The following is a 19,981-nucleotide window of genomic DNA, read 5'->3' on the forward strand; positions in this document are numbered from 1 at the left end:
GGGACAAGAGGGGACGGGGGTTGGGTTGGGTGATAATTATTTTATGGGGGTGGATGAGGGGTGGGGTGGAATGGGGTGGGCTGCCTGGCCGGGGGCCAGGGACGCTTGGGGGCGGAATTAGGTATGGGAGGGAGCGGATCCGCCGGGCGGCAGCCCTGGAAACGCCTCGGCGTTCCCAGGGCTGTGGGGCGTTCGCCCCATAAAAAGCCGGATAAAAAACCAGGGGGGGAAGAGATAATGCATTCTTCCCCCCTGGTTTTTTGTCCGGCTTTTTGCCCGGCTCATTGCTATAGCATTTTTTGCATTTCGTCTGCTACAAACTGTACTTTGGTTCCTACTATTACCTGTACAGATGTCTTGCTGGGCCTCATGACTCCGGCTACGCCTGCGGATTTTATCTTTTTCTCGTCTACTAATGTGTAGTCTTTTATCTCTAATCTCAGCCTTGTAATGCAGTTGTCTAATGTTACTACATTTCCTTTGCCGCCTAATCCTTCTAATATAATGGCTGCTACCTTGGTGAAATCGTCGTTTGCTAATACGGCTGTCATTTCTGCGTCTAAATCTTCTTTCTCACGTCCTGGTGTTGGAAGGTCGAATTTGGTGATGACGGCGCGGAATACTACGTAGTAGATAACTGCGAATACAACACCCTGTACTAACAGCATAAATGGCTGGTTGGCCATTGGAAGCCTGCAGCTGAAGATGAAGTCCGTTACGCCTGCGCTGAAGCAGAAGCCTGCGGTCCAGTGGAATGCGGCTGCTACTGCTACGGAAATACCGGTCAGAACGGCGTGTACAAGGTACAGTCCGGGAGCCAGGAACATGAAGGAGAATTCCAGAGGCTCGGTAACGCCTGATACGAAGGATGCTACTGCTCCTGCAATCAGGATACCTGCCGCATACTGCTTCTTCTCTGGCTTTGCTGTCTGGTACATTGCAAATGCAGCTGCCGGAAGGCCGAACATCATTACCGGGAAGAATCCTGCCTGGTACATACCGGTAACTCCCTTGATTCCGCCTTCTGCGAAGCCCCAGAATTTGTTGATATCAGCAATTCCTGCAATGTCAAACCAGAATACTGCGTTCAGTGCGTGATGCAGTCCGGTCGGAATCAGGAGACGGTTTGCAAATGCATAGAGACCCGCGCCTACAGGACCAAGTCCCATGATATGCTCGCCAACCCATACAAGGGCGTTGAACAGCATCGGCCATACAAAGTACAGGATGGCGGACTCTGCAACCATTACGAAGGATGTAACGATGGGCACACAGCGCTTTCCTGAGAAGAAAGCAAGTGCGGTCGGCAGCTGCGCGCTGCTGAACTTGTTGTAACAAACGGACGCTGTGATACCGGAAATGATACCGATAAACGCGTTGTCAATCTTGGAGAAGGCCAGAGGAGCTTCTTCTGCGCCCATCATTGTGGCAACAACTCCGCTGTTAAGTACTGTGGTGACAGTCAGAAATGCAACCAGACCTGCAAGACCTGCCGCACCGTGCTGGTCCTTTGATAAACCGATTGCCACACCTACTGCAAACAGCATGGGCAGCTTGTCGATTACGGCACTGCCAATCTTCACCAGCGCAAAACCAATAATCTGGATGATACCGGTTACGTCACCGCCCTGCATGGTGGCAGGACACATGGCATAGCCAATACCCATCATAATAGCTGCAACCGGCAGAACGGCAACAGGAAGCATGATGGCCTTACCTAGTTTCTGCAAATACTTCATCATAACATAAATCCCCTTTCTTTTTTAGAGCCTCCTTCTATACTTTTCCCGTAGGAGTACTCTGAATTACATTTTGATAAATACTCTATTCAAACCTGTTTCCAGGCTTAAATCACTGTTACATTTTTTTGGACAGTTTCCGCGCCTGCCCGCCGGTCCCCCGCCAATGTGTCAGGCACCGGTTTCCAGGACAGCTTCCACTTCTTTCATGGCAGCTTCCTCATCGGGTCCGTCGATGCGGAAGATGACCTCATCTCCTGCCGTGGTGTTCATGGCCATGATGCTCATGACATCCTTCCCGTCCGCCCTGCGGTCCCCGCAGATGATTTCCACGGTGGATCTTACATGGAGCATCCTGACCATAAGCATGGCGGCCGGCCTTGCGTGAAGCCCCATTTCGTCTTTTAAGATAAAGCTCCGCTCTGTCAACTCGTCCCCGCCTTTATTCCTTACAGTTTGATGATGGCTGTTTCTCCGGCCCTTACTTCCATTCCGTTCACACATTCCATCTTTGGAAACTGAGGCGTGTTGCAGATAATAACCGGCGTAGTCACATCATAACCAGCTTCCTTAATCTTATCTATGTCAAAGTCTAAAAGGAGGTCGCCCTGCTTTACCTTATCCCCTGCTGCCACATGAGCATCAAAGTACTGCCCCTTAAGCTGTACCGTGTCAAGTCCGATGTGGATAATCAGCTCCGCGCCGTTGTCTGTCTGCATGCTGATGGCATGCTTTGTGTCAAATACCATGGTCACCAGTCCGTCTGCCGGCGCAACCACCCTGCCGTCCGACGGTATGACTGCTGTTCCCTTTCCCAGGATCTCCTGGCTGAAAGTGGGGTCGCTTACCTGGCTCATGGGAATGGCTGTTCCATTGACCGGCGCTGCGATTATCTTCTCTTCCTTTTCTTCTCCCCCGAATAACTTCTTAAGTGATCCAAACATCCTTGCTGCTCTCCTTTCACGTCCCCCAAGGGACCTGCAAAATAATTATTTAGTCCTGATACGTTTAATGTGCAGGGCCAGGTAAGCCACTTCTTCCTCTGTTACCTGGTGCCTGTACTGCAGCTTGATGAGCGCCTGTATTTTCTGGCTGCAGGCATATTCCTCCGGATACAGACGGTCAATGACCTCCTGGAACTCCAGGTTATCCAGATTCATATGCTCCCCTGTAAATACCCGCTGGGCCAGAAAACGCAGATGAGTGATGAACCTCTCATAGCTGAGGGACTGCTCATCCAGCTCTATACTAAAATACTCCCTGACCACCTCCAATACCTGCTGTATCAGATTGGTGATCTTAATTGTATCACCCATAGGTGCATCATACTCCGCATTGACGATGTGAAGGGCAATGGAAGCTGCCTCGTCCACCGGGAGCTTTACTCCCAGGTCCCTTTCAATCATGGCTATGGCATATTCGCCAATGAGATATTCCGCGTGGTAAAAGCTGCGTACCTCCCTGATTAAGGGATTGGAAAACATCATCTTCTGTTTGTACCGCTCCAGTGCAAAGTTTATATGATCCGTAAGGGTGATATACACATTTGGGTTAATAGGCCGGTTAAGAACCTCTTTGGCATAACCAATGATTTCTGCCGATATCTGTACATGCTCCATGGGAAGGTTCTCCAGCAGTTCCTTAAACTTATCCATGGTGTTCTGACTCTCCAGGCGGAATATCTTCTCCACCTTTTCCTCGTCAATGGTATTGCCTTCCTTTGCTTTGAAGCCGACGCCTCTTCCCATGACGATGATCTCCCTGCCCTCTTCATCGCAGGTGCTCACTACATTATTATTGATTATTTTAGCTATTTTCATAATTGCTCCTGATGAAAACAAAAAAACCAACTTTGTTAAAGAGACCCATGTGCGCATACGCACGGGTACACATCATCCCCTTAACAAACTTGGTTTTGCCTGCCGAACAGTAACAATCCTTATTAATTATTTAATTATAACTTCCAAAGATTTACTTCACTAACAGCATCATAGCAAATCTTAAGATAAAAGTCAACAATATTTTATATAATTTTTATATTTGCCCCCACTCCTGTTGTCAGAATTCCCAACACAGCCCTTGTCATGACTTGACATACATGTAAATAATACCTGTAACAGCCAGATAAAACCAGGTGGCAGGATTGGAAAACCAGGTGGTGAAAAATGACAACATCATGTACATGGCAATCTGGGCATAGATTACATGGCCTGCCGGACATGACATCTTCCGCCTGCGCCTTACCAGAAAGTAACATGCTGCTCCCAGGAGCGCGCCCAAAAGCACCATTCCGAAAATGCCGAAATCATAGTAGGCGTCATAGAACAGGGTAAGGGTGGTCAGCTCCTTCTTTGTCACAAAGAGAGGAAAGCTTACCAGGACCGGGAACAGGAATTTAAGTCCCGTAAGAGCCCACACCGGAAACAGCATGCGAAGCCCAAGGCTGTGGGATTCCAGCTGCTCCACCAGACAGTTAAAATTATCGTAGTTATTGGCAATATACATATAGGGCTGTGTGATGAATATTGGCATATGGCTGTTCTTCATCTCAAAAATGCCGTTCAGGTATTCCACGCTGTGGCTGCGCATAACCGTTAAGAGCAGATAGGCCGGAATCATACAGGCCATCAGCACGCCCACATAGACCAGGCTGAAGGTGCCGCTCATGGAAATATAGGTAAATGCGGCCATGCCCACGGCCAGAATCAGCTGGAACCTGGACACGCAAAGCACCGGCACGGCCAGGGACAGCACCACCATAAGCAGTCCCAGCCAGAATCCCTGATCTCTGGTCAGCCCTCTTCCCCTGCGGGATATCATAAGGCTGTACACCACGAACAGACTGGGCACCAGCACGCAGGAAACCGTAAAATAATGGACACCGCTGACATGGAAATAGGAATAGGCATGGGGCACACCGTATGAGAACAGCGGCACAAAACCCAGCTTCCACGCCTCAAAGAAAAAAGCGAGGAAGGATATGACCACCAGCGCAGCCATGGAATGAAGCAGCCGCTTTGCCTGCAGCGGAGATTCAGCCGAGGCATAAAAACGGTATACAGACTGCATGTCCGCCGCGCTCCATCCATCATATATCCTGTGCAGCACCTCAAACACAATCCAGAAGGTGAGCACCGCCAGTCCCAGGCAGACCCATGTCCGGAGGTCCCAATCCGTCTGAAGGCGGCTGAGCTTAAAGCAGGATATTCCCTGCCCGCCCACAAAAAAGAGGCAGAAAAGCCCCCGCAGGTGAATCAGGTTGCCCGTCTCCCTGTAATCCTTTATATACAGCCACAAGGCTGCTGTAATTAAAACCAGCCCAGACAGCATATAAAAATGCTGCCGGGCCAATATGAAGCTTATGATATAACAAACCAGATAAACTGCCATTAATCTGTAACCTTCTCCACAAAATCTCTCATGTATTGTTCTGTTTCTGCTGCTGTGGCAAAGCTCATGGCCTTGTCAGCCACTGCCTGAAGCTCCTCCACACTGTACTGGGTAACCATCTTCCTGGCTTTCAGAATGGCGGATGCGCTCATGCTGAATTCATTGAGTCCAAATGCCAGAAGCAGCGGAATCATCATGGGGTCGCTTGCAGCCTCGCCGCACATGCCTACCATAATGCCCGCCTCACGGCCGCAGGCAATGATATGCTTAATACTTCTGAGCACAGCCGGATTAAAGGTGGAATAAAGATAGGATACCTTTTTATTGCCCCTGTCAACAGACATGGTATACTGGGTCAAATCATTGGTTCCGATGCTGAAGAAGTCCGCTTCCTTTGCAAAGATATCTGCAATCAGGGAAGCTGCTGCTGTCTCCACCATAATGCCCACCTGGATGTCCTTGTTGTATGCAATGCCCTTTTCATCCAGTTCCTTCTTGATTTCCTCCACCAGTGCCTTTGCCTGACGGTACTCTTCAATGCATGTTACTAACGGAACCATAATACGGATGTTGCCGAATGCGCTTGCCCTTAAAAGCGCCCTCAGCTGCGGCTTATACACATCCTCCCTGCGGTCCAGACAGAAACGGATTGCCCGGTAGCCCAGAAATGGATTCTCGTCCTTCTCCAGGCCCATGTATGGAATCTCCTTGTCGCCTCCGATATCCAGGGTACGGATGATAACCGGCTTTCCGTTCATAGCGGCTGCCACCTTCTTATATGCCTCGAACTGCTCTTCCTCTGTAGGCATGGCGTTTCTGTCCATAAACAAAAACTCGGTGCGGAACAATCCGATGCCCTCTCCGTCATACTGGAGCACCTTGTCCACGTCCTCGGGCTTTCCAATGTTAGCCACGATTTCCACCTGCACGCCGTCCTTTGTGACAGAAGGCTTGCCGATATACTTCTCCAGCTCCTTCTTTTCCACCAGGAACTGTTTTCTCTTCTCCTCGTAATCAGCCGTCACAGCCTGGTCCGGGTTCACATACACTTCGCCGGTGCTGCCGTCCAGCACCACCTGGTCCCCGTCCTTGACGCCGTCCATAAAGCCTGTGACAGCCACCACAGCCGGAATCTCCAGAGCCCTAGCCAGGATTGCGCTGTGGGAGGTCTTGCCGCCCAGCTCCGTGACAATACCGGTTACATTGGCGGGATTGATTCCCGCGGTCATGGACGGGGTCAGATCCTTTGCCACTATGATGCTGCCTTCGGGCAGGGAGGAGATGTCCACAGACTGGATTCCCATAAGCATCTGCTGCATACGGGTCTTGATGTCGCGCATGTCCGTGGCTCTCTGCTGCATCAGCTCGTCTCCCATGGAGGCAAACATATCCGCATACATGTTGCACACATTCTCAATGGCGTATTCACTGTTTACGCCGTCATTCCTGACAGAGTTCTCAATCTCTCCTGTCAGCATAGGGTCTGCCAGAAGCATCATATGTCCCTGCATGATTTCCGCTTCCTTCTCTCCCACCCTGGTTGCCAGGTCCTCTGCCAGTTTCTCTGTGGCCTTGATGGTCTCGTCCAGCGCTCCCTTAAAACGCTGCACCTCCTCTTCCACATCGTTTACCGCCTGCCTGGTAATCACCAGCTGGACTTCTTCCACAATCACTGCTTTTCCAATTCCAATTCCTGCAGAAGCGCTTGTTCCCTTGTACATCCTCTTGTACCTCCTTATTAAAAATTCATTTATACTCACAACCTTTGGTTGCCGTCAATCTACTCGCCTAACCCGGCCTCCACGATACCAACCATGGCTTCCAGTGCTTCCTCCTCATCTGGCCCCTCACAGACGAATTCAATCTCGTCTCCAGATTTCACGCAAGCCCCAAGGACGCTTAATACACTCTTGGCATTGGCCGTGGTGGTGCGCACCTTGAAGGATATTTTTGATTTATAACGCAGCGCCTCCTTGCAGAGGACTCCCGCCGGACGCAGGTGCAGACCGGATGGATTCTTGATTACAGTTGTTTTGCTTACCATTATGCCTCTCTCCTTGCTTTTTGTTACTGACCGGGCTCTGCCTTGGACGTACTGGCAGGACCTTCTGATGTCTCACTTTCTGTCCCTTCCTGGCTCTCATCTGTACTGGCCGCAGTACTGTCAGCCGACGGCCCTTTTTCTGTCACAGTCACCTGGATACGGTCGTAGCTCACCAGTTCATAGGCATCGCCCAGCTGGAACGTAATCTCCCCGCTGTTCTCTCCCGGAACCATATCCTCCACATCCATCTCAGCGCCCAGAGCGGCAGCCGAAAGCTGGTCCAGATCTTCCTTCAGGCCTCTTATGACCACATTCACAGAATCCCTGTCATACTGGTATTCATAATCGCTGTGGTATCCCACCCGCTTAATCTGGCTTGTTTTAAGCTCAAATGTCCTGCTCTCCAAAGCCTCCACCTTGATGACAACCTTCACCTCTTTGGATGACTCGTCCGAAAGGTACACTCCCTCCGGCAGATACTGGCTGATATCCAGAGTAACTTCCTTATCCCCTGTGGCTCCGTCCATATTCAGCTCAGAGCTTGGGATGGTAATGGAATTAATATTTGCCAAATCGGATTTCAGACCATTGACAGCCACAGAAGGACGGCTGCTCTCTATCCCCGTATACCGGTATCCATCCGCCACCCTGCCCTCCGGCTCAAAGTTCAGCACCAGGCTCTTGCGCTTGAGAATCGGCATGGTATAATCCACACTGGAGCGGCTGAATGTGATGCGCTCGTCAGTGGGTATTTCATTTTCATTGGCGTCAAAGCACACCACAGGAGCGCTGTCTGACAGGTTGGAGTCAGCGCCGTCCACATTGATCACAATTCCCACCGCGCTGATCTGCCCCACCACGGACATGGGACCACTGACATTTATATAATTCGGTGAAACAGAAGGTGTTCCCTTATCGTATCCTTCGGCAGCTTCCCCTATGACCTTGGCCCTAATCTCAAAGGACTTGCGCTGCAGATCCTCTGTCTTGACGCGGATAACTCCCGGCTTTGCCACCGGAGTGTCCAAAAGACGTCTGTTGTTCTTAACCTCTATCTTCACCGGCACTGCGCCCGTGGGTTCATATATATCGGCCAAATCTATATAGGCCCTGAAATCCGAGGCGCTGATGCCTGCCTTATCCAGTGTCCTTACACGGTAGCTGACGGTAACAGTATCCTTATCCGTCAGCAGCTCATATGTCTTGCCGTTGGATGTCAGGATTCCTTCGTTGACAATATCTAACGGCACCTCCTTTGAATCTGAGTCCTCCGGGTTATTGATATTCACCACTGCCAGCCAAACAAAAAATGCCAGGAAGACAGAAAGTACTTTAAGCCCAATATTGTTAGACAGCTTTTTTTCCATTCTTCAGCCTTCCCTTCCATATTTTCAATCGGTTCAATGAAACAGTCTCCTCTTTCACATTGGAAAGTACCTTTTTGAGGCTTTCTGCATCTGGTATCCTGGACAGCACTCCTCCTTCTGCTACCGATACCCTTCCGGTTTCCTCCGACACCACGATGGTAATACTGTCCGTAGATTCACTTACACCCACAGCGGCCCTGTGGCGCGTGCCCAGGTCCTTGCTGATGCTCATGTTATCAGTCAGCGGCAGATAACAGGTGGCCGCTGTAATGCGGTTGCCCCTGATAACCACTGCCCCGTCGTGAAGAGGTGTGTTGTGTTCAAAAATATTAATCAGCAGCTGGCTGGTGACCAGGCCGTTGATTTCAATTCCCGTCCTCTCTATCTCCTTAAGGGAAGAACCGCGCTCAATCACCATCAGGGCGCCTGTCTTTACCTTGGCCATCTCAAAAGTGGCCCGTACCAGCTCGTTGATGGTCTTGTCGTTAAAGCCCTGGTTATCCTTGCCCTCGTCAAAAGAAAAGAGATAGGACATGTAATTGCGGCTTCCCAGCTGTTCCAGAGCCTTGCGAAGCTCAGGCTGGAATATAACCAGAAGGGCCGTCACCGCAATGGTAGTGGTATTCTCCAGAATCCACAATATGGTAGTCAGATGAAGCACGGCGGCAAACAGCACAAACACCAGGATAACCAGAAGTCCTTTTAACAGGTTCCAGGCCCTGGTGTTCTTAATCCACACCAGAAGTTCATAGACCAGAAAGGAAATAATCACGATTTCCAGAATATTCCCCACTGATATCCTTGGCAGCAGCGACAGCCAGGATGTCACTTTTACCAGTATTTCCGCCATACTCTCACCTCCTTACGTTCACTTTTTTTCATTAATAAGAATTTCTCTCCCTTGTGCCGCGTTTATGGGTACTGATTTTCTGTACCTTCACATCCGGGGTGCTCACGGTCATCTTGGGCACCGCCTTCACATAATAATAATAATCATCGTCCTCGAACTGCACATATTCGGTCCGGGTATAATCCACAGACAGGACAAAAAAATTGAACACAGCCGCTATGGCTGCCGATAAAACAAGTCCCAGAATCATCTGACCCACGGGAACAGATACCCCAAACACGAAATCTCCCACAAATATGGCCAGAAGCTCCGCCACGGCACCTGCCACAATGGCAACCACCCATGCGTAATCCATGGACAGCCTGCGTATGAGATACACCACAATGATTCCCACCGCGCAGGTGGCAATCATAACCATCATGGTCTGGTTAAAGAGCACGGATTTAAGAATCTGGCTGTATTTCTGTACAATATCCACGGAGCCGTCGCTGGCAGCCAGGATGCCCGCATTCTGCTTCACATATATGAGCAGGTAATACAGGAACACGCCGCATCCGACGGGAATCACAGATGCCAGGCTTCCACCCAGTCCAACCAGCAAAGGAACCACATAGGGAATCTTAAACAGGAAGGCAAGGGGTGTCAGAACCATCAGATAACTGTCCCCGGGCTTGAATCCGTAGTAAAGAATGGCAATGGTCAGTATGAGCACAATGGCAATCAGGGCCATCTCCAGTGAAACCGCATATACATGGGCAATCATCAGGCAGCCCGCCAGGAACACGATGGCGCCGTAAGGCAGGAATGCGCTGACCAGACAGACCGGAAGAATAACCAAAGGACTTTTAAGCTTTGCCATATATCCGATATTCGTGTTAAGGCTTACCATGGTGCAGAGCGCAAACAGGAAGCGCACTACCGGCTGTATTCCGTAACTGTAGCGGTTGTAAAATCGTTTCAGATGTTCTTTCCATAGCAGAAGACTTGTCATCGAACCCTTCCTCCTCTGTTGTCCTTGGTCCTGTCGGTCCTGTCTTTGTTGTCGTACTTCTTGACCAGGTGTCTCAGTCTGGAGGCATACATGGTCTGGGAACGGGACGCGTAGTCGTACCTTTTGGAATATACTATCCAGGTCACAAACAGGTAAAACGCCAGTCCCCCCACATAAAGGATGCCCCAGTTCCTGCCGCACTCAAGCAGTTCTTCTATGCTCATGCCGCCCAACAGCACGTCCAGTTTGTAGAGGATCCACAGAAGCAGCATCAGCAGGTAGCAGAAGGTATAACCGAAAAAGGAGCGGAACATCTGTCCGCCGACATAATCCTTTTTAAAATAACGGTTAATGGGAAATATCTTCCTGCCCTCATTCTTTTCAAATATGGCCAGCCCAGTCATATATCTGACCTTTTCTTCGTTCAGCATACAGGTACCTCTTAGGCTTTTTCATAACATATCAATTTAGTATACCACAACTTTATCAGATTTGCGACACTATAAATCAATTTTTATGATTTTGTAAGGAACTGGAATTTGCCTTAAGAAACCGCCCTATTTTCCCACCAGCACCACCACGGTTCTGGGACGAATCCTGAATCCGTCTGCCCCCAGGGGACCCGGACAAGGCGTATCCTCCCAGGTGTCTGCCGCCAGCTCCCATTTCATTCCGTCCGGTAGTACAGGCAGCTCCACATCAAGCTCCTCCCAATATGCATTGGACGCAATGTACACGGTCTGAGGGCCTTTTCCCTCCTCCCGGCCGGCAAACATGACTCCCACATAGCGCTCGTACTCCGCAAAGGAACTGCACCAGGGCTTTACTCCGTGAAAGCTCACATCCGGGAAACCGCAGGCCCCGCCGCTCACATTGGCGCGCACCAGGCGGTGGGTCTTACGGAACCGTATCATATATTGGAAGAAACTAAATATATCCCTATACTTCCCCAGCCGTCCCCAGTCCAGCCATGAAATTTCATTGTCCTGGCAATAGGCATTATTATTGCCGAACTGGGTGTTGCAGAACTCATCTCCCGCCAGAAACATAGGGATTCCCCTGCTGCACATGAGAAGGGCGCAGGCGTTTCGCACCATGCGCCGCCTCAGGGCTTCCACCTGAGGATCGTCTGTTTCCCCCTCTGTGCCGCAGTTCCAGCTGTTGTTGTCATTGGCACCGTCCGTGTTGTTCCATCCGTTTGATTCGTTGTGCTTTACATTGTAGGAAAACAGATCGTAAAGGGTAAAACCGTCATGGCAGGTAATGAAATTCACGGATGCGTTCTTCCTGTCATGGTCCGCATATATATCCCTGGAGCCGGCGATTCGCAGGGCAGCCGCCTGCGCCATGCCCTGGTCCCCCTTGATATGGCGGCGCATATCGTCCCTGTACCTGCCGTTCCACTCTGCCCAGCGGTTCCAGGACGGGAAGGTCCCCACCTGATAAAGACCGTCCGCATCCCACGCCTCGGCTATGAGCTTGACATCGCCCAGAATGGGGTCAAAGGCAAGACTCTGAAGCAGGGGCGGCTTGCTCATGGGCGTGCCGTCCTCGTTGCGCCCCATGATGGAGGCCAGATCAAAGCGGAACCCGTCAATCCGGTACGCCGTAACCCAATAGCGCAGGCAGTTGAGAATCATCTGCTGGACAATGGGATGATTGCAGTTTAATGTATTGCCGCAGCCGCTGAAATTGTAGTAGTATCCCTCAGGAGTCAGCAGATAATATATATTATTGTCAAATCCTTTAAATGAAAAGAAGGGCCCGTTTTCATTCCCTTCCGCCGTATGGTTGAATACCACATCCAGATAGACCTCTATCCCGTGCTGGTTGAACACCTGTATCAGGTTTTTAAGTTCATTGCCCTCCCGGTTGTACTCTGTACCGGCCGCGTAGCTGGTATTGGGCGAAAAAAAGCTTACGGTGTTGTATCCCCAGTAATTATAAAGCTTACGGCCGTCCACCTCCCGGTAATCCTGCATCTCGTCGAATTCAAATATGGGCATCAGCTCCACCACGTTCACACCCAGCTCCAGCAGATAGGGAAGCTTTTCCACCAATCCCTCAAAGGTTCCCGGATGAAGTACGGCTGAGGATCCATGCATGGTAAATCCCCTTACATGAAGTTCATAAATGATTAAATCCTCCATGGGGGTCAGGGGCTGGGCCATATCCGCCCAGTCAAAGTCATCCCTGACCACCCTGGCCTTATAGTGCTGGCATCCCGGCAGCGGTTCCCCCCACCGGCTCTGTCCGGTAACCGCCTTGGCATAGGGGTCCAGCAGATACCTGGTCTTATCAAATATAAGCCCTTTTTCCGGTTCATATGGACCGTCCACCCGGTACGCATACTCAAATTCACCGATATCCAGCCGGAACACAATCATGGAGTACACATTGCCGATGCGGTAATGCTTTGGAAAGGGCAGGACCGCATAAGGCTCCTCCTCTGTCCGCCGAAACAGCAAAAGCTCAATATCTGTGGCTCCATGGGAATACACTGTAAAATTGACTCCCCCGGGTATGGCGGTGGCTCCGTTGATCTCATAGAATCCCGGCCTGACCGCGTATCCTCCCACGTAATCCATGGGTACCAGGTGAATGGTGCCGGGCAGGGCCAGATGGTCGATACAGTTTGTTTTTTTGTCCCATGTTATGCCGTCTGCGGGGCCGGCAGCTTTCTTTCCCTTATCCTCCATACATTCCTCCTATATGCGCCCTTGTCAGGCTGTTTCAGGTTCAGGCACTGTATTAACAATATACAACATCCCAGGGTATATTACAAGACTTGGAAAAAGCCGCCGGACCCAAACTGGTCCGGCGGCTTCTTCCTTCTGTCTGTTTACACGCTGACAGCTCATCTTATTCTATTTCTAATATCTTTCCCACTTTATCTTTTCCATGGGCAGCTCATCCAATTGATGGGCAGGCGCCTCTGCATCCGGCATTCCAAGGGTAAGGATGGCTTCCAGCTTATAATTTTCCGGAAATCCCAGGCGTTCCCTTACATATTCCTCCGTGGTTATCTCATCCGCGTTCCTGAGCCTGCCCTGGACCCAGCAGCTGCCGATCCCCAGGCTGGATGCCATCAGATGCATGTTTGCCATGGCAACGGAACAGTCCTCAATCCACACGTCCTGCTCCTTTTCGTCGCCAATGACAACGATAGCGCACTGTGCTTCCTTCAGCATTTTCACGCCTCCCGCCCTGCATCCGGAGAGATCATCCAAGGTCTTTCTCTGGCGCACCACGATAAACTCCCACGGGCGTTTTGCCTTTCCCGACGCCGACAAAAGGCCTGCCTGAAGCACTTTCGTAAGACTTTCCTCCGGAATCTCCTCACCGCTGTAGTTCCTGATGCTGCGCCTTCTTCTCATAATCTCTAATAAATCCATGGTCTTCTTCCTTTCTGCTGCTGCATCCATATGATGCCGGCTTACAGTTTCAGATACGCTTCCAGCACATCCTTCATATCGCAGGTCATACCGTAATCCGCGATATTAAAGATCGGCGCGCTTTCATCCTGGTTGATTGCCACAAAGAGCTTGGTATCCTTAATGCCCTCCGTGTGCTGGATGGCGCCGGATACACCCAGGGAAATGCATACCTTTGGCCGTATCGTAAACCCGGTCTGTCCAATCTGATGCTCAAACGGTATAAATCCGGTGTCTGCCAGAGGCCTGGTGCCTCCGATTGCTGCTTCCAGCTTTTCAGCAAACGCTTTTAAGAGTGTAAAGTTTTCCTCGCTCTCAGCGCCGCGTCCGCCCACTACCACCACCTCTGCCGCAAGGATACTGTCCGTATCATTCATTGCAGGGGCGCTTGACATCACCTGAATCCCTGATTCAGGAAGGGTGATATCTTTGTAATATGTGACATCTGCCCTTCTGCCCTCCTGGGCCTCACAGGGGGTGTACACACCCGGCCTTACCGTCATCATCTGGGGATAAACCCCTTCCTTTGTCACGATGGTGACAAATACGTTTTCCCCAAAAGAAGGTTTGTTCTGCTTGATGAAAAAGGTCCCGTCCTCCCTGGTATCCACGGCTAATTCCGTACAGTCCGCAGTCATTCCGCAGCCAAGGCGGGCAGCCACTCTGGAAAAAACGGAGCGGCCCGTGGGGGTAGCCGGAATCAGAACACTGGACGGGTCTATGCGCTTCAGCATTTCCGCCATAGCCTGGCTTACCGCATCGTCCTGGAACAGGCAGTTCCTGTCTGTCTCAACGGCATATATCTCGTCAAACCCAAGCTGTTCCAGCTGGGACACCAAAGCCTTGCAGTCCTCAGCCAGGACAGCGGCCTGTATCTTTTCTCCGGTGGTCTCTTTGATACAATGAGCTGCGCGGACCAGTTCTGCCACAACGGGTTCTAAGTTCCCATTATAATTCTCTGCAAAAACACAAATTCCGTTCGCCATCTATTCCTTTCCTTTCTCAATCTCAATCAGTTCCTTGAGCTTGGCTGCCAGTTCCTCCGGAGTACCGGAAAGCATCTGGGCTCTCCTGGTACTCTCAGGCTGAAATGAATCCGTCACCATTGTGGGAGATCCCGGAAGTCCAATCTCATCCGCCGCCATCTTAAGGTCTGCATTGGTATATACCTCCAGGGGCTTGTTTTTGGCAGCCCTCTTGGAGCGCAGGGTCGCCAGACGCGGTTCATTGCTTCCGAAGCACACGCTCACCAGCGCGGGCAGGGCCGCCTTAATCTTCCACTCCATACCCTGGTACTTTTTCACAGCCGTGATACAGTCCTTGTCATCCTCATCATATGAGAGTCCCTGTATTTCAGCCACATGTGGGATGCCCATGTATTCCGCCACCATGGCTCCCACCTGTCCGGTGGCGCCGTCAGCAGACAATGCGCCGCTTAAAATCAGGTCGAATTTCCCGTATTTCTCAATGCTTCTTGCCAGCACCTTGGCTGTGGCAATGGTATCTCCTCCGGCAAGGCACCGGTCTGTGATGAGACAGCTCTCATCACAGCCCAGGGCCATAGCGTCCCTTAATGCTTTCTCCGCGTCAGTGGGGCCCATGGTGAACACGGCCACCTTACCGCCGGTCTGCTCCTTTAAGACCATGGCGGCCTCTATGGCGTTCAGGTCCGCAGGATTGATCATGCCTTCTGAACTGGAACGGATCAGGGCATGGGTTTCTGGGTCAACGGAAACATCGTTGGAAACAGGAACCTGTTTTATAAGAACCGCTATATCCATATTTTCTCCTCTCCGCCGCTTTCTTATTTTAACAGACGCTCAAACGCCCAGTCTTCCAATAATGGTGTCTTTTCTCCGCGCATAATGAATTTTGCAAGGTCTCTGCTGGCGGCAGGTGCCTCGATAACGCCGTTCCCGCCGTAACCGGTTGCCAGGATATAGCCCTCCACCGGTGTCTCTCCCAGAATCGGAAGGAAATCCTTTGGCTCCGCACGGTATGAAAGCCAGGATGATACCAGTCCGCTGTCCACGATTCCCGGTACCCTGCACTCTAACTGATCTAACAGGAAGTCAATGAAGTAATCATCGGTTCCGCCTGTGGCCGGAAGTTTGTCCGGATCCCACTGGCCTGCGTGCATAGGATTGCTTAAATCCATGGAAAGATGGGACTTGCAGATAAAGATGTTGTCTCCTGCGCGCAGGGCGTAGAAGGCCGGGTATTTAAGCACAGGGAAGGTATAGCCTAATTTCTTGCCTGGAGGGCATAAGAAGAAGGCTTCTGCCTTTGTATGCCAGATCGGCACGTCCATGCCTACCATCTCGCCGGTAAATTTGCTCCATGGGCCGGTACAGTCCACAACATAGTCAAATTCATAATCCTGTCCGTCATCTGTCTTAAGGCCTTTTATTTTATTGCCCTCTTTCAGAACTTCCGTCACCTTTACACCGGTCTTGATAACGCCGCCGTTTTTCTGCATCTTCTTTGCATAGGTGTTGGAGATCATGGTTCCGTCAAAGTATCCGTCATCCTGTGTGTAGCCTGCGCCCAGGATATTGTCTGTGGAGATGTCAGGAAGGATTTCCTTGATTCTGTCCTTGTCCGTTATGTACTCGCCTGTATAACCGGCTGCCTTTGCCAGGGCGATGCCTGTCTTAATGGTGGCCTCTACCTTCTCATCTGTTGCGACCACCAGAGTACCTGTTTTATCAAATCCGGCGGAACCCTTTTCTTCTGCTTCCATCTTTAAATATGACTCAAAGCCATACAGCCTTACGTCCCAATATCTGTTTCTTAAGGAATCGTCAAAGAGACATACGGTTCCAGCGGACTTTGCTGTGGAAGCTCCGCCGATGGTATCCTTCTCAAACACAATAACCTCTGCATTGTCATAAAGACTCAGATGATATCCGAGACATGTTCCGGAAATACCTCCGCCAATAATACCAATTCTTTTCTTTTCCATAACTTTACCTGCCTTTCACATTTTTATTTTTTTATCACAAGGTTTATATATCATCTACACGAAGGACTGTTTCCAGCAGCACCCTGCACCCCTGTCCGATATCCCGTCCCTCTGTAAATTCATATCTGGAATGGCTGATTCCCCCCACGCTTGGCACAAATATCATGCCTGTGGGAAAGACCGTTGTCATGAGCAGTGAATCGTGGAAGGCCCCGCTTGGGACTTTCGTGTAAGGAATATCCAGTTCTTTGACAGAGGCTTCAATGGCATCCTTCACCCATTCGGTCATGGGCGCCGGCTCATGGTAGGAGAACCGGTTAAAGCTGTATTCTTCCCCCATCGCCTCACAGATTTCCCCAAGGCACTCTCTCAGCTTCTGTTCTATGGTTTCCATCACTTTCTCATCCTGGTCGCGTATCTCCAGGTGGAAGAACGCCTCTCCCGGAATCACATTCACTGAGTTGGGCACCACCTTCATGGTTCCCACGGTTGCCACTGTAAACGGATTACCGTAAGCAGCTACGATTTCCGGAACCCGGGCCACGAATCTGGCCGCAGCCACCAGCGCGTCCTTTCTGTCCTCCATCACCGTGCTCCCGGCATGGTTGGCCTCTCCCGTAATCTTGATTTCAAACCGGCTCACTCCTGCAATGGATGTCACCACACCTACGGGAATCTGCTTCTTGTGAAGGGACGCCCCCTGTTCCACATGCAGTTCCAGGAAACAGTGCACAGAGTCTTTGGACCGTCTGGCATTGCCCAGGTCAGCCACCTTTAATCCGCAGGCCTTAAGCACATCCCCTCTGGCCTGTCCGTACATATCCTGGTCCTCCTCGCTGACATGAAGGTCCTGTCCGCACATGGCTCCGCTTCCCAACATTCCGCTTCCGAACCGGAAGCCCTCCTCATCCGTGAATACCACAATCTCCAGCGGATGGCGCAGCTTTCTGCCGCTCTCAATCAGTGTCTGGCAGACCTCCAGGCCGGCTACGCAGCCCAGCGCCCCGTCATACCTTCCGCCGTCCGGCACCGTGTCCAGATGGGAGCCTGTCATGATGGCAGGCAGTGTTTTATCCTCTCCCTCCAGTCTGGCAATCAGGTTTCCGGCAGCATCCATCTCAGGTTCTATTCCCAGCTTCCGGAAATAGTCCATGAAGATCTCCCGTCCCTTCCTGTCCTCCGGCGAATATGCCATGCGGGTGAATGTTCCGTCTTCCTGGGCTCCGCATTGGTACAGCTCTTCCAGCCGTCCGAGAACCCTGTCTAAATTGATATCCATTTAACCCCTCCTCGCTTCTATTCGTTGTCAATCTTGCACACACCGTTTATTTCTTTCCTGAACTTCTTATCTATATTGCACATTATAGATAATATTTTAACAGATTGCATCGGAGCAAACTGATAAAAATGGAGAGATAATTTATCTAGTCTGGATAAACTATCTCTCTATGGTATATTATAGGCTGAATTCTCACAGCCACAAACCCCTGCTGCTATATAAAATCCTTGTTGTAATTCTCTATCATCTTATACACTACCAGCCCAATCCGCACCGCCAGCACCTCGTTGGCATTGTCAAAATCAATCCCGGTCAGCTTCTCTATTTTTTCAATGCGGTAAACCGCTGTCTTATAGTGAACATAAAGATCCTGGGCCGTCTTGGAAAGGTTCAGATTCCGGTCCAGATACGCCCTCAGGGTCGTAATCAGATCATCCCTCTGGGGTTTCTTATAGTTATAAAGCTTCTGAAGCCCTTCCGGCACATACTCCAACAGCATGGAAGGATCGCTTAACTGGCACAGCAGCTTAAATATGCCCAGGTCCGCAAACAGCATAACCTGAGGGCCTCCGTCCTCCGGCGTCTCTCCCGCCACATCCACGAACATGAACGCCTCGTTGGCTTCTTTAAAGCTCTCCGGAAGATTGATGATGCCGTCCACCACTCTGCCTGCTCCCGCTTTGATTTTAAGATACTTGTTATATCTGGCCACGTCCGCCTGAACCTGTTCCGCTATCTTTTTGATGCTTTTGCGGTATTCCTCCTGGGTCTGTTCCCTTTCCACCTCCTGTATCACCACGATTTTATCGAGATCGTTATGTATTTTGGCTTTGGATATACGGCTTCGGATTAAATCGCTTAAGACATCAATATCTTTTACCTTTGCCTTAAAGTCTCCCCTGGCCATGCTTTCGTTTGTCATGCCGAATACAATCACACGGTAGCTGCCATTGATGTCGACCCCCAGCAGGCTGGTATTCTTCTGGAGTTCTCCCATGGAATGGATTTTTCCATTGAGAATATTGTGTATAATATCATTCTGGAACTTCTTCTCCAGCTCCGTCACCGCGTACTGTCTGGAAAACTCAAAGCGCAGGGCCGTAATGGCGCTCTCTGCAGCTATGCAGTCCATGGTCCCAAAGGGCTGGTTTAACTCTGTCACCACCAGGTATATCTTCTCCCGGAAACTCATCTTCACCTGGATCAGGCACTGGGGGACCTCTCCCTTCTGCCTCATATAGGTGTAATTGGAATAAGTGCCCGGATCAAACGGCACCGCGTCCCTGCTGACGGCGAACTCCCTTGGCGCCTGGTCCGTAGCCGCCAGGCAGGTCAGGTTCTGGTTGTACACGGCTACCGGGTTGCGGATCAGCTTGGAGAGCACATCCAGTATCTCATCCACACCTTTTCCTGTGGAATCAGGAGCTATGGCAAGGGCTGCGAAATTGTCGTGGGTCGTCTTAAAATACTTAAGCCTGGTAACCTCCTCGTTAAAAAGCCGTTCCATGATCAGACTCATGACATCCCGGAAGGAAACCTCGAACGGCACCTCCAGAACCGGAATGTTATGTTCCTGGGCAAACGCGAACAGCAGTTCAATCTTGGTGTCCGCATTCTCCACCTTCCTGCCCCGCTTTAACACAAGGGCACTGACACTCTTTCTGCTCAGCTCGTTAATATACGTGCGGAATTCATCTACCGTACAGGATCTGAAAGCATACAGACCTGTCAGAAGTACCTCCCCGCCGTCAATAAACTTTACGATGTCCGGCGCCTCAATGATTGTCACACCCTTAATTTCCTTGTCCAGTCCCCTGTCGCCTGCAAGTACCTTGATATCCTTCATTTCCTCTGCCAAAAGAAGTTCTCTTACTGTTAATCCCATCTTTTTCCTCACCGCCATCATTTGTCCTGCCAACACT

General features: G+C 50.7%; 18 protein-coding genes. All 18 read right to left on the reverse strand.

Features of this window, described 5'->3' with window-relative positions; genetic code table 11:
* Window positions 1-287: 287 nt before the first annotated feature.
* Window positions 288-1,742, reverse strand: a complete 1,455-nt coding sequence (gene nagE, locus LI015_RS11555; RefSeq protein WP_002564569.1) for an N-acetylglucosamine-specific PTS transporter subunit IIBC — start codon at window positions 1,740-1,742, stop codon at window positions 288-290.
* A gap of 168 nt (window positions 1,743-1,910) precedes the next feature.
* A complete protein-coding gene (locus LI015_RS11560; protein ID WP_054355046.1) occupies window positions 1,911-2,168 on the reverse strand; it encodes an HPr family phosphocarrier protein in 258 nt (85 codons plus the stop codon).
* A 20-nt stretch (window positions 2,169-2,188) separates the two neighbouring features.
* Window positions 2,189-2,683: a PTS sugar transporter subunit IIA gene (locus tag LI015_RS11565; RefSeq protein WP_002564571.1), complete on the reverse strand. Its 495-nt coding sequence runs from the start codon at window positions 2,681-2,683 to the stop codon at window positions 2,189-2,191.
* Between the two features lie 45 nt (window positions 2,684-2,728).
* A complete protein-coding gene (gene licT, locus LI015_RS11570) occupies window positions 2,729-3,559 on the reverse strand; it encodes a BglG family transcription antiterminator LicT (RefSeq protein WP_002564572.1) in 831 nt (276 codons plus the stop codon).
* Window positions 3,560-3,821: 262 nt separating this feature from the next.
* On the reverse strand, window positions 3,822-5,129 hold the full coding sequence (locus tag LI015_RS11575) for an O-antigen polymerase (RefSeq protein WP_002564573.1): 1,308 nt from the start codon (window positions 5,127-5,129) through the stop codon (window positions 3,822-3,824).
* Window positions 5,129-6,850, reverse strand: coding sequence for a phosphoenolpyruvate--protein phosphotransferase (ptsP, locus tag LI015_RS11580; RefSeq protein ID WP_002564574.1), 1,722 nt, complete (start codon window positions 6,848-6,850; stop codon window positions 5,129-5,131). Before ptsP ends, LI015_RS11575 begins: the two co-directional genes overlap by 1 nt.
* A gap of 59 nt (window positions 6,851-6,909) precedes the next feature.
* Complete coding sequence (locus tag LI015_RS11585) at window positions 6,910-7,173, reverse strand: HPr family phosphocarrier protein (protein ID WP_002564575.1); 264 nt, start codon at window positions 7,171-7,173, stop codon at window positions 6,910-6,912.
* Between the two features lie 23 nt (window positions 7,174-7,196).
* Entirely contained in the window at window positions 7,197-8,540 is a 1,344-nt protein-coding gene (locus tag LI015_RS11590; RefSeq protein WP_002564576.1) for a CdaR family protein, read from the reverse strand.
* Window positions 8,521-9,390 carry a diadenylate cyclase CdaA gene (gene cdaA / locus LI015_RS11595; RefSeq protein ID WP_002564577.1) on the reverse strand — a complete coding sequence of 290 codons (870 nt, stop codon included), beginning with the start codon at window positions 9,388-9,390 and terminating at the stop codon, window positions 8,521-8,523. Before cdaA ends, LI015_RS11590 begins: the two co-directional genes overlap by 20 nt.
* A 31-nt stretch (window positions 9,391-9,421) precedes the next feature.
* Complete coding sequence (locus LI015_RS11600; RefSeq protein WP_002564578.1) at window positions 9,422-10,381, reverse strand: hypothetical protein; 960 nt, start codon at window positions 10,379-10,381, stop codon at window positions 9,422-9,424.
* Complete coding sequence (locus LI015_RS11605) at window positions 10,378-10,812, reverse strand: hypothetical protein (protein ID WP_002564579.1); 435 nt, start codon at window positions 10,810-10,812, stop codon at window positions 10,378-10,380. The genes LI015_RS11600 and LI015_RS11605 overlap by 4 nt, the downstream gene beginning before the upstream one ends.
* Before the next feature lie 126 nt (window positions 10,813-10,938).
* On the reverse strand, window positions 10,939-13,080 hold the full coding sequence (locus LI015_RS11610; protein WP_195633148.1) for a glycogen debranching protein: 2,142 nt from the start codon (window positions 13,078-13,080) through the stop codon (window positions 10,939-10,941).
* A gap of 174 nt (window positions 13,081-13,254) precedes the next feature.
* Entirely contained in the window at window positions 13,255-13,776 is a 522-nt protein-coding gene (locus tag LI015_RS11615; RefSeq protein WP_002564581.1) for a nitroreductase family protein, read from the reverse strand.
* A 41-nt stretch (window positions 13,777-13,817) separates the two neighbouring features.
* Window positions 13,818-14,801, reverse strand: a complete 984-nt coding sequence (locus tag LI015_RS11620; protein ID WP_117627425.1) for an electron transfer flavoprotein subunit alpha/FixB family protein — start codon at window positions 14,799-14,801, stop codon at window positions 13,818-13,820.
* Complete coding sequence (locus LI015_RS11625; protein WP_002564583.1) at window positions 14,802-15,596, reverse strand: electron transfer flavoprotein subunit beta/FixA family protein; 795 nt, start codon at window positions 15,594-15,596, stop codon at window positions 14,802-14,804.
* Window positions 15,597-15,619: 23 nt separating this feature from the next.
* Window positions 15,620-16,780, reverse strand: a complete 1,161-nt coding sequence (locus LI015_RS11630; RefSeq protein ID WP_002564584.1) for an NAD(P)/FAD-dependent oxidoreductase — start codon at window positions 16,778-16,780, stop codon at window positions 15,620-15,622.
* 43 nt (window positions 16,781-16,823) lie between these two features.
* Window positions 16,824-18,059 (reverse strand): Zn-dependent hydrolase, encoded by a 1,236-nt coding sequence (locus tag LI015_RS11635; protein WP_002564585.1) that lies wholly within the window; start codon window positions 18,057-18,059, stop codon window positions 16,824-16,826.
* Window positions 18,060-18,273: 214 nt separating this feature from the next.
* Window positions 18,274-19,962, reverse strand: coding sequence for a PucR family transcriptional regulator (locus tag LI015_RS11640; protein ID WP_002564586.1), 1,689 nt, complete (start codon window positions 19,960-19,962; stop codon window positions 18,274-18,276).
* Window positions 19,963-19,981 lie beyond the last annotated feature (19 nt).

It is taken from the genome of Enterocloster sp. 210928-DFI.2.20 (assembly GCF_020554465.1).
In the GTDB taxonomy this organism is placed as follows: domain Bacteria; phylum Bacillota; class Clostridia; order Lachnospirales; family Lachnospiraceae; genus Enterocloster; species Enterocloster bolteae.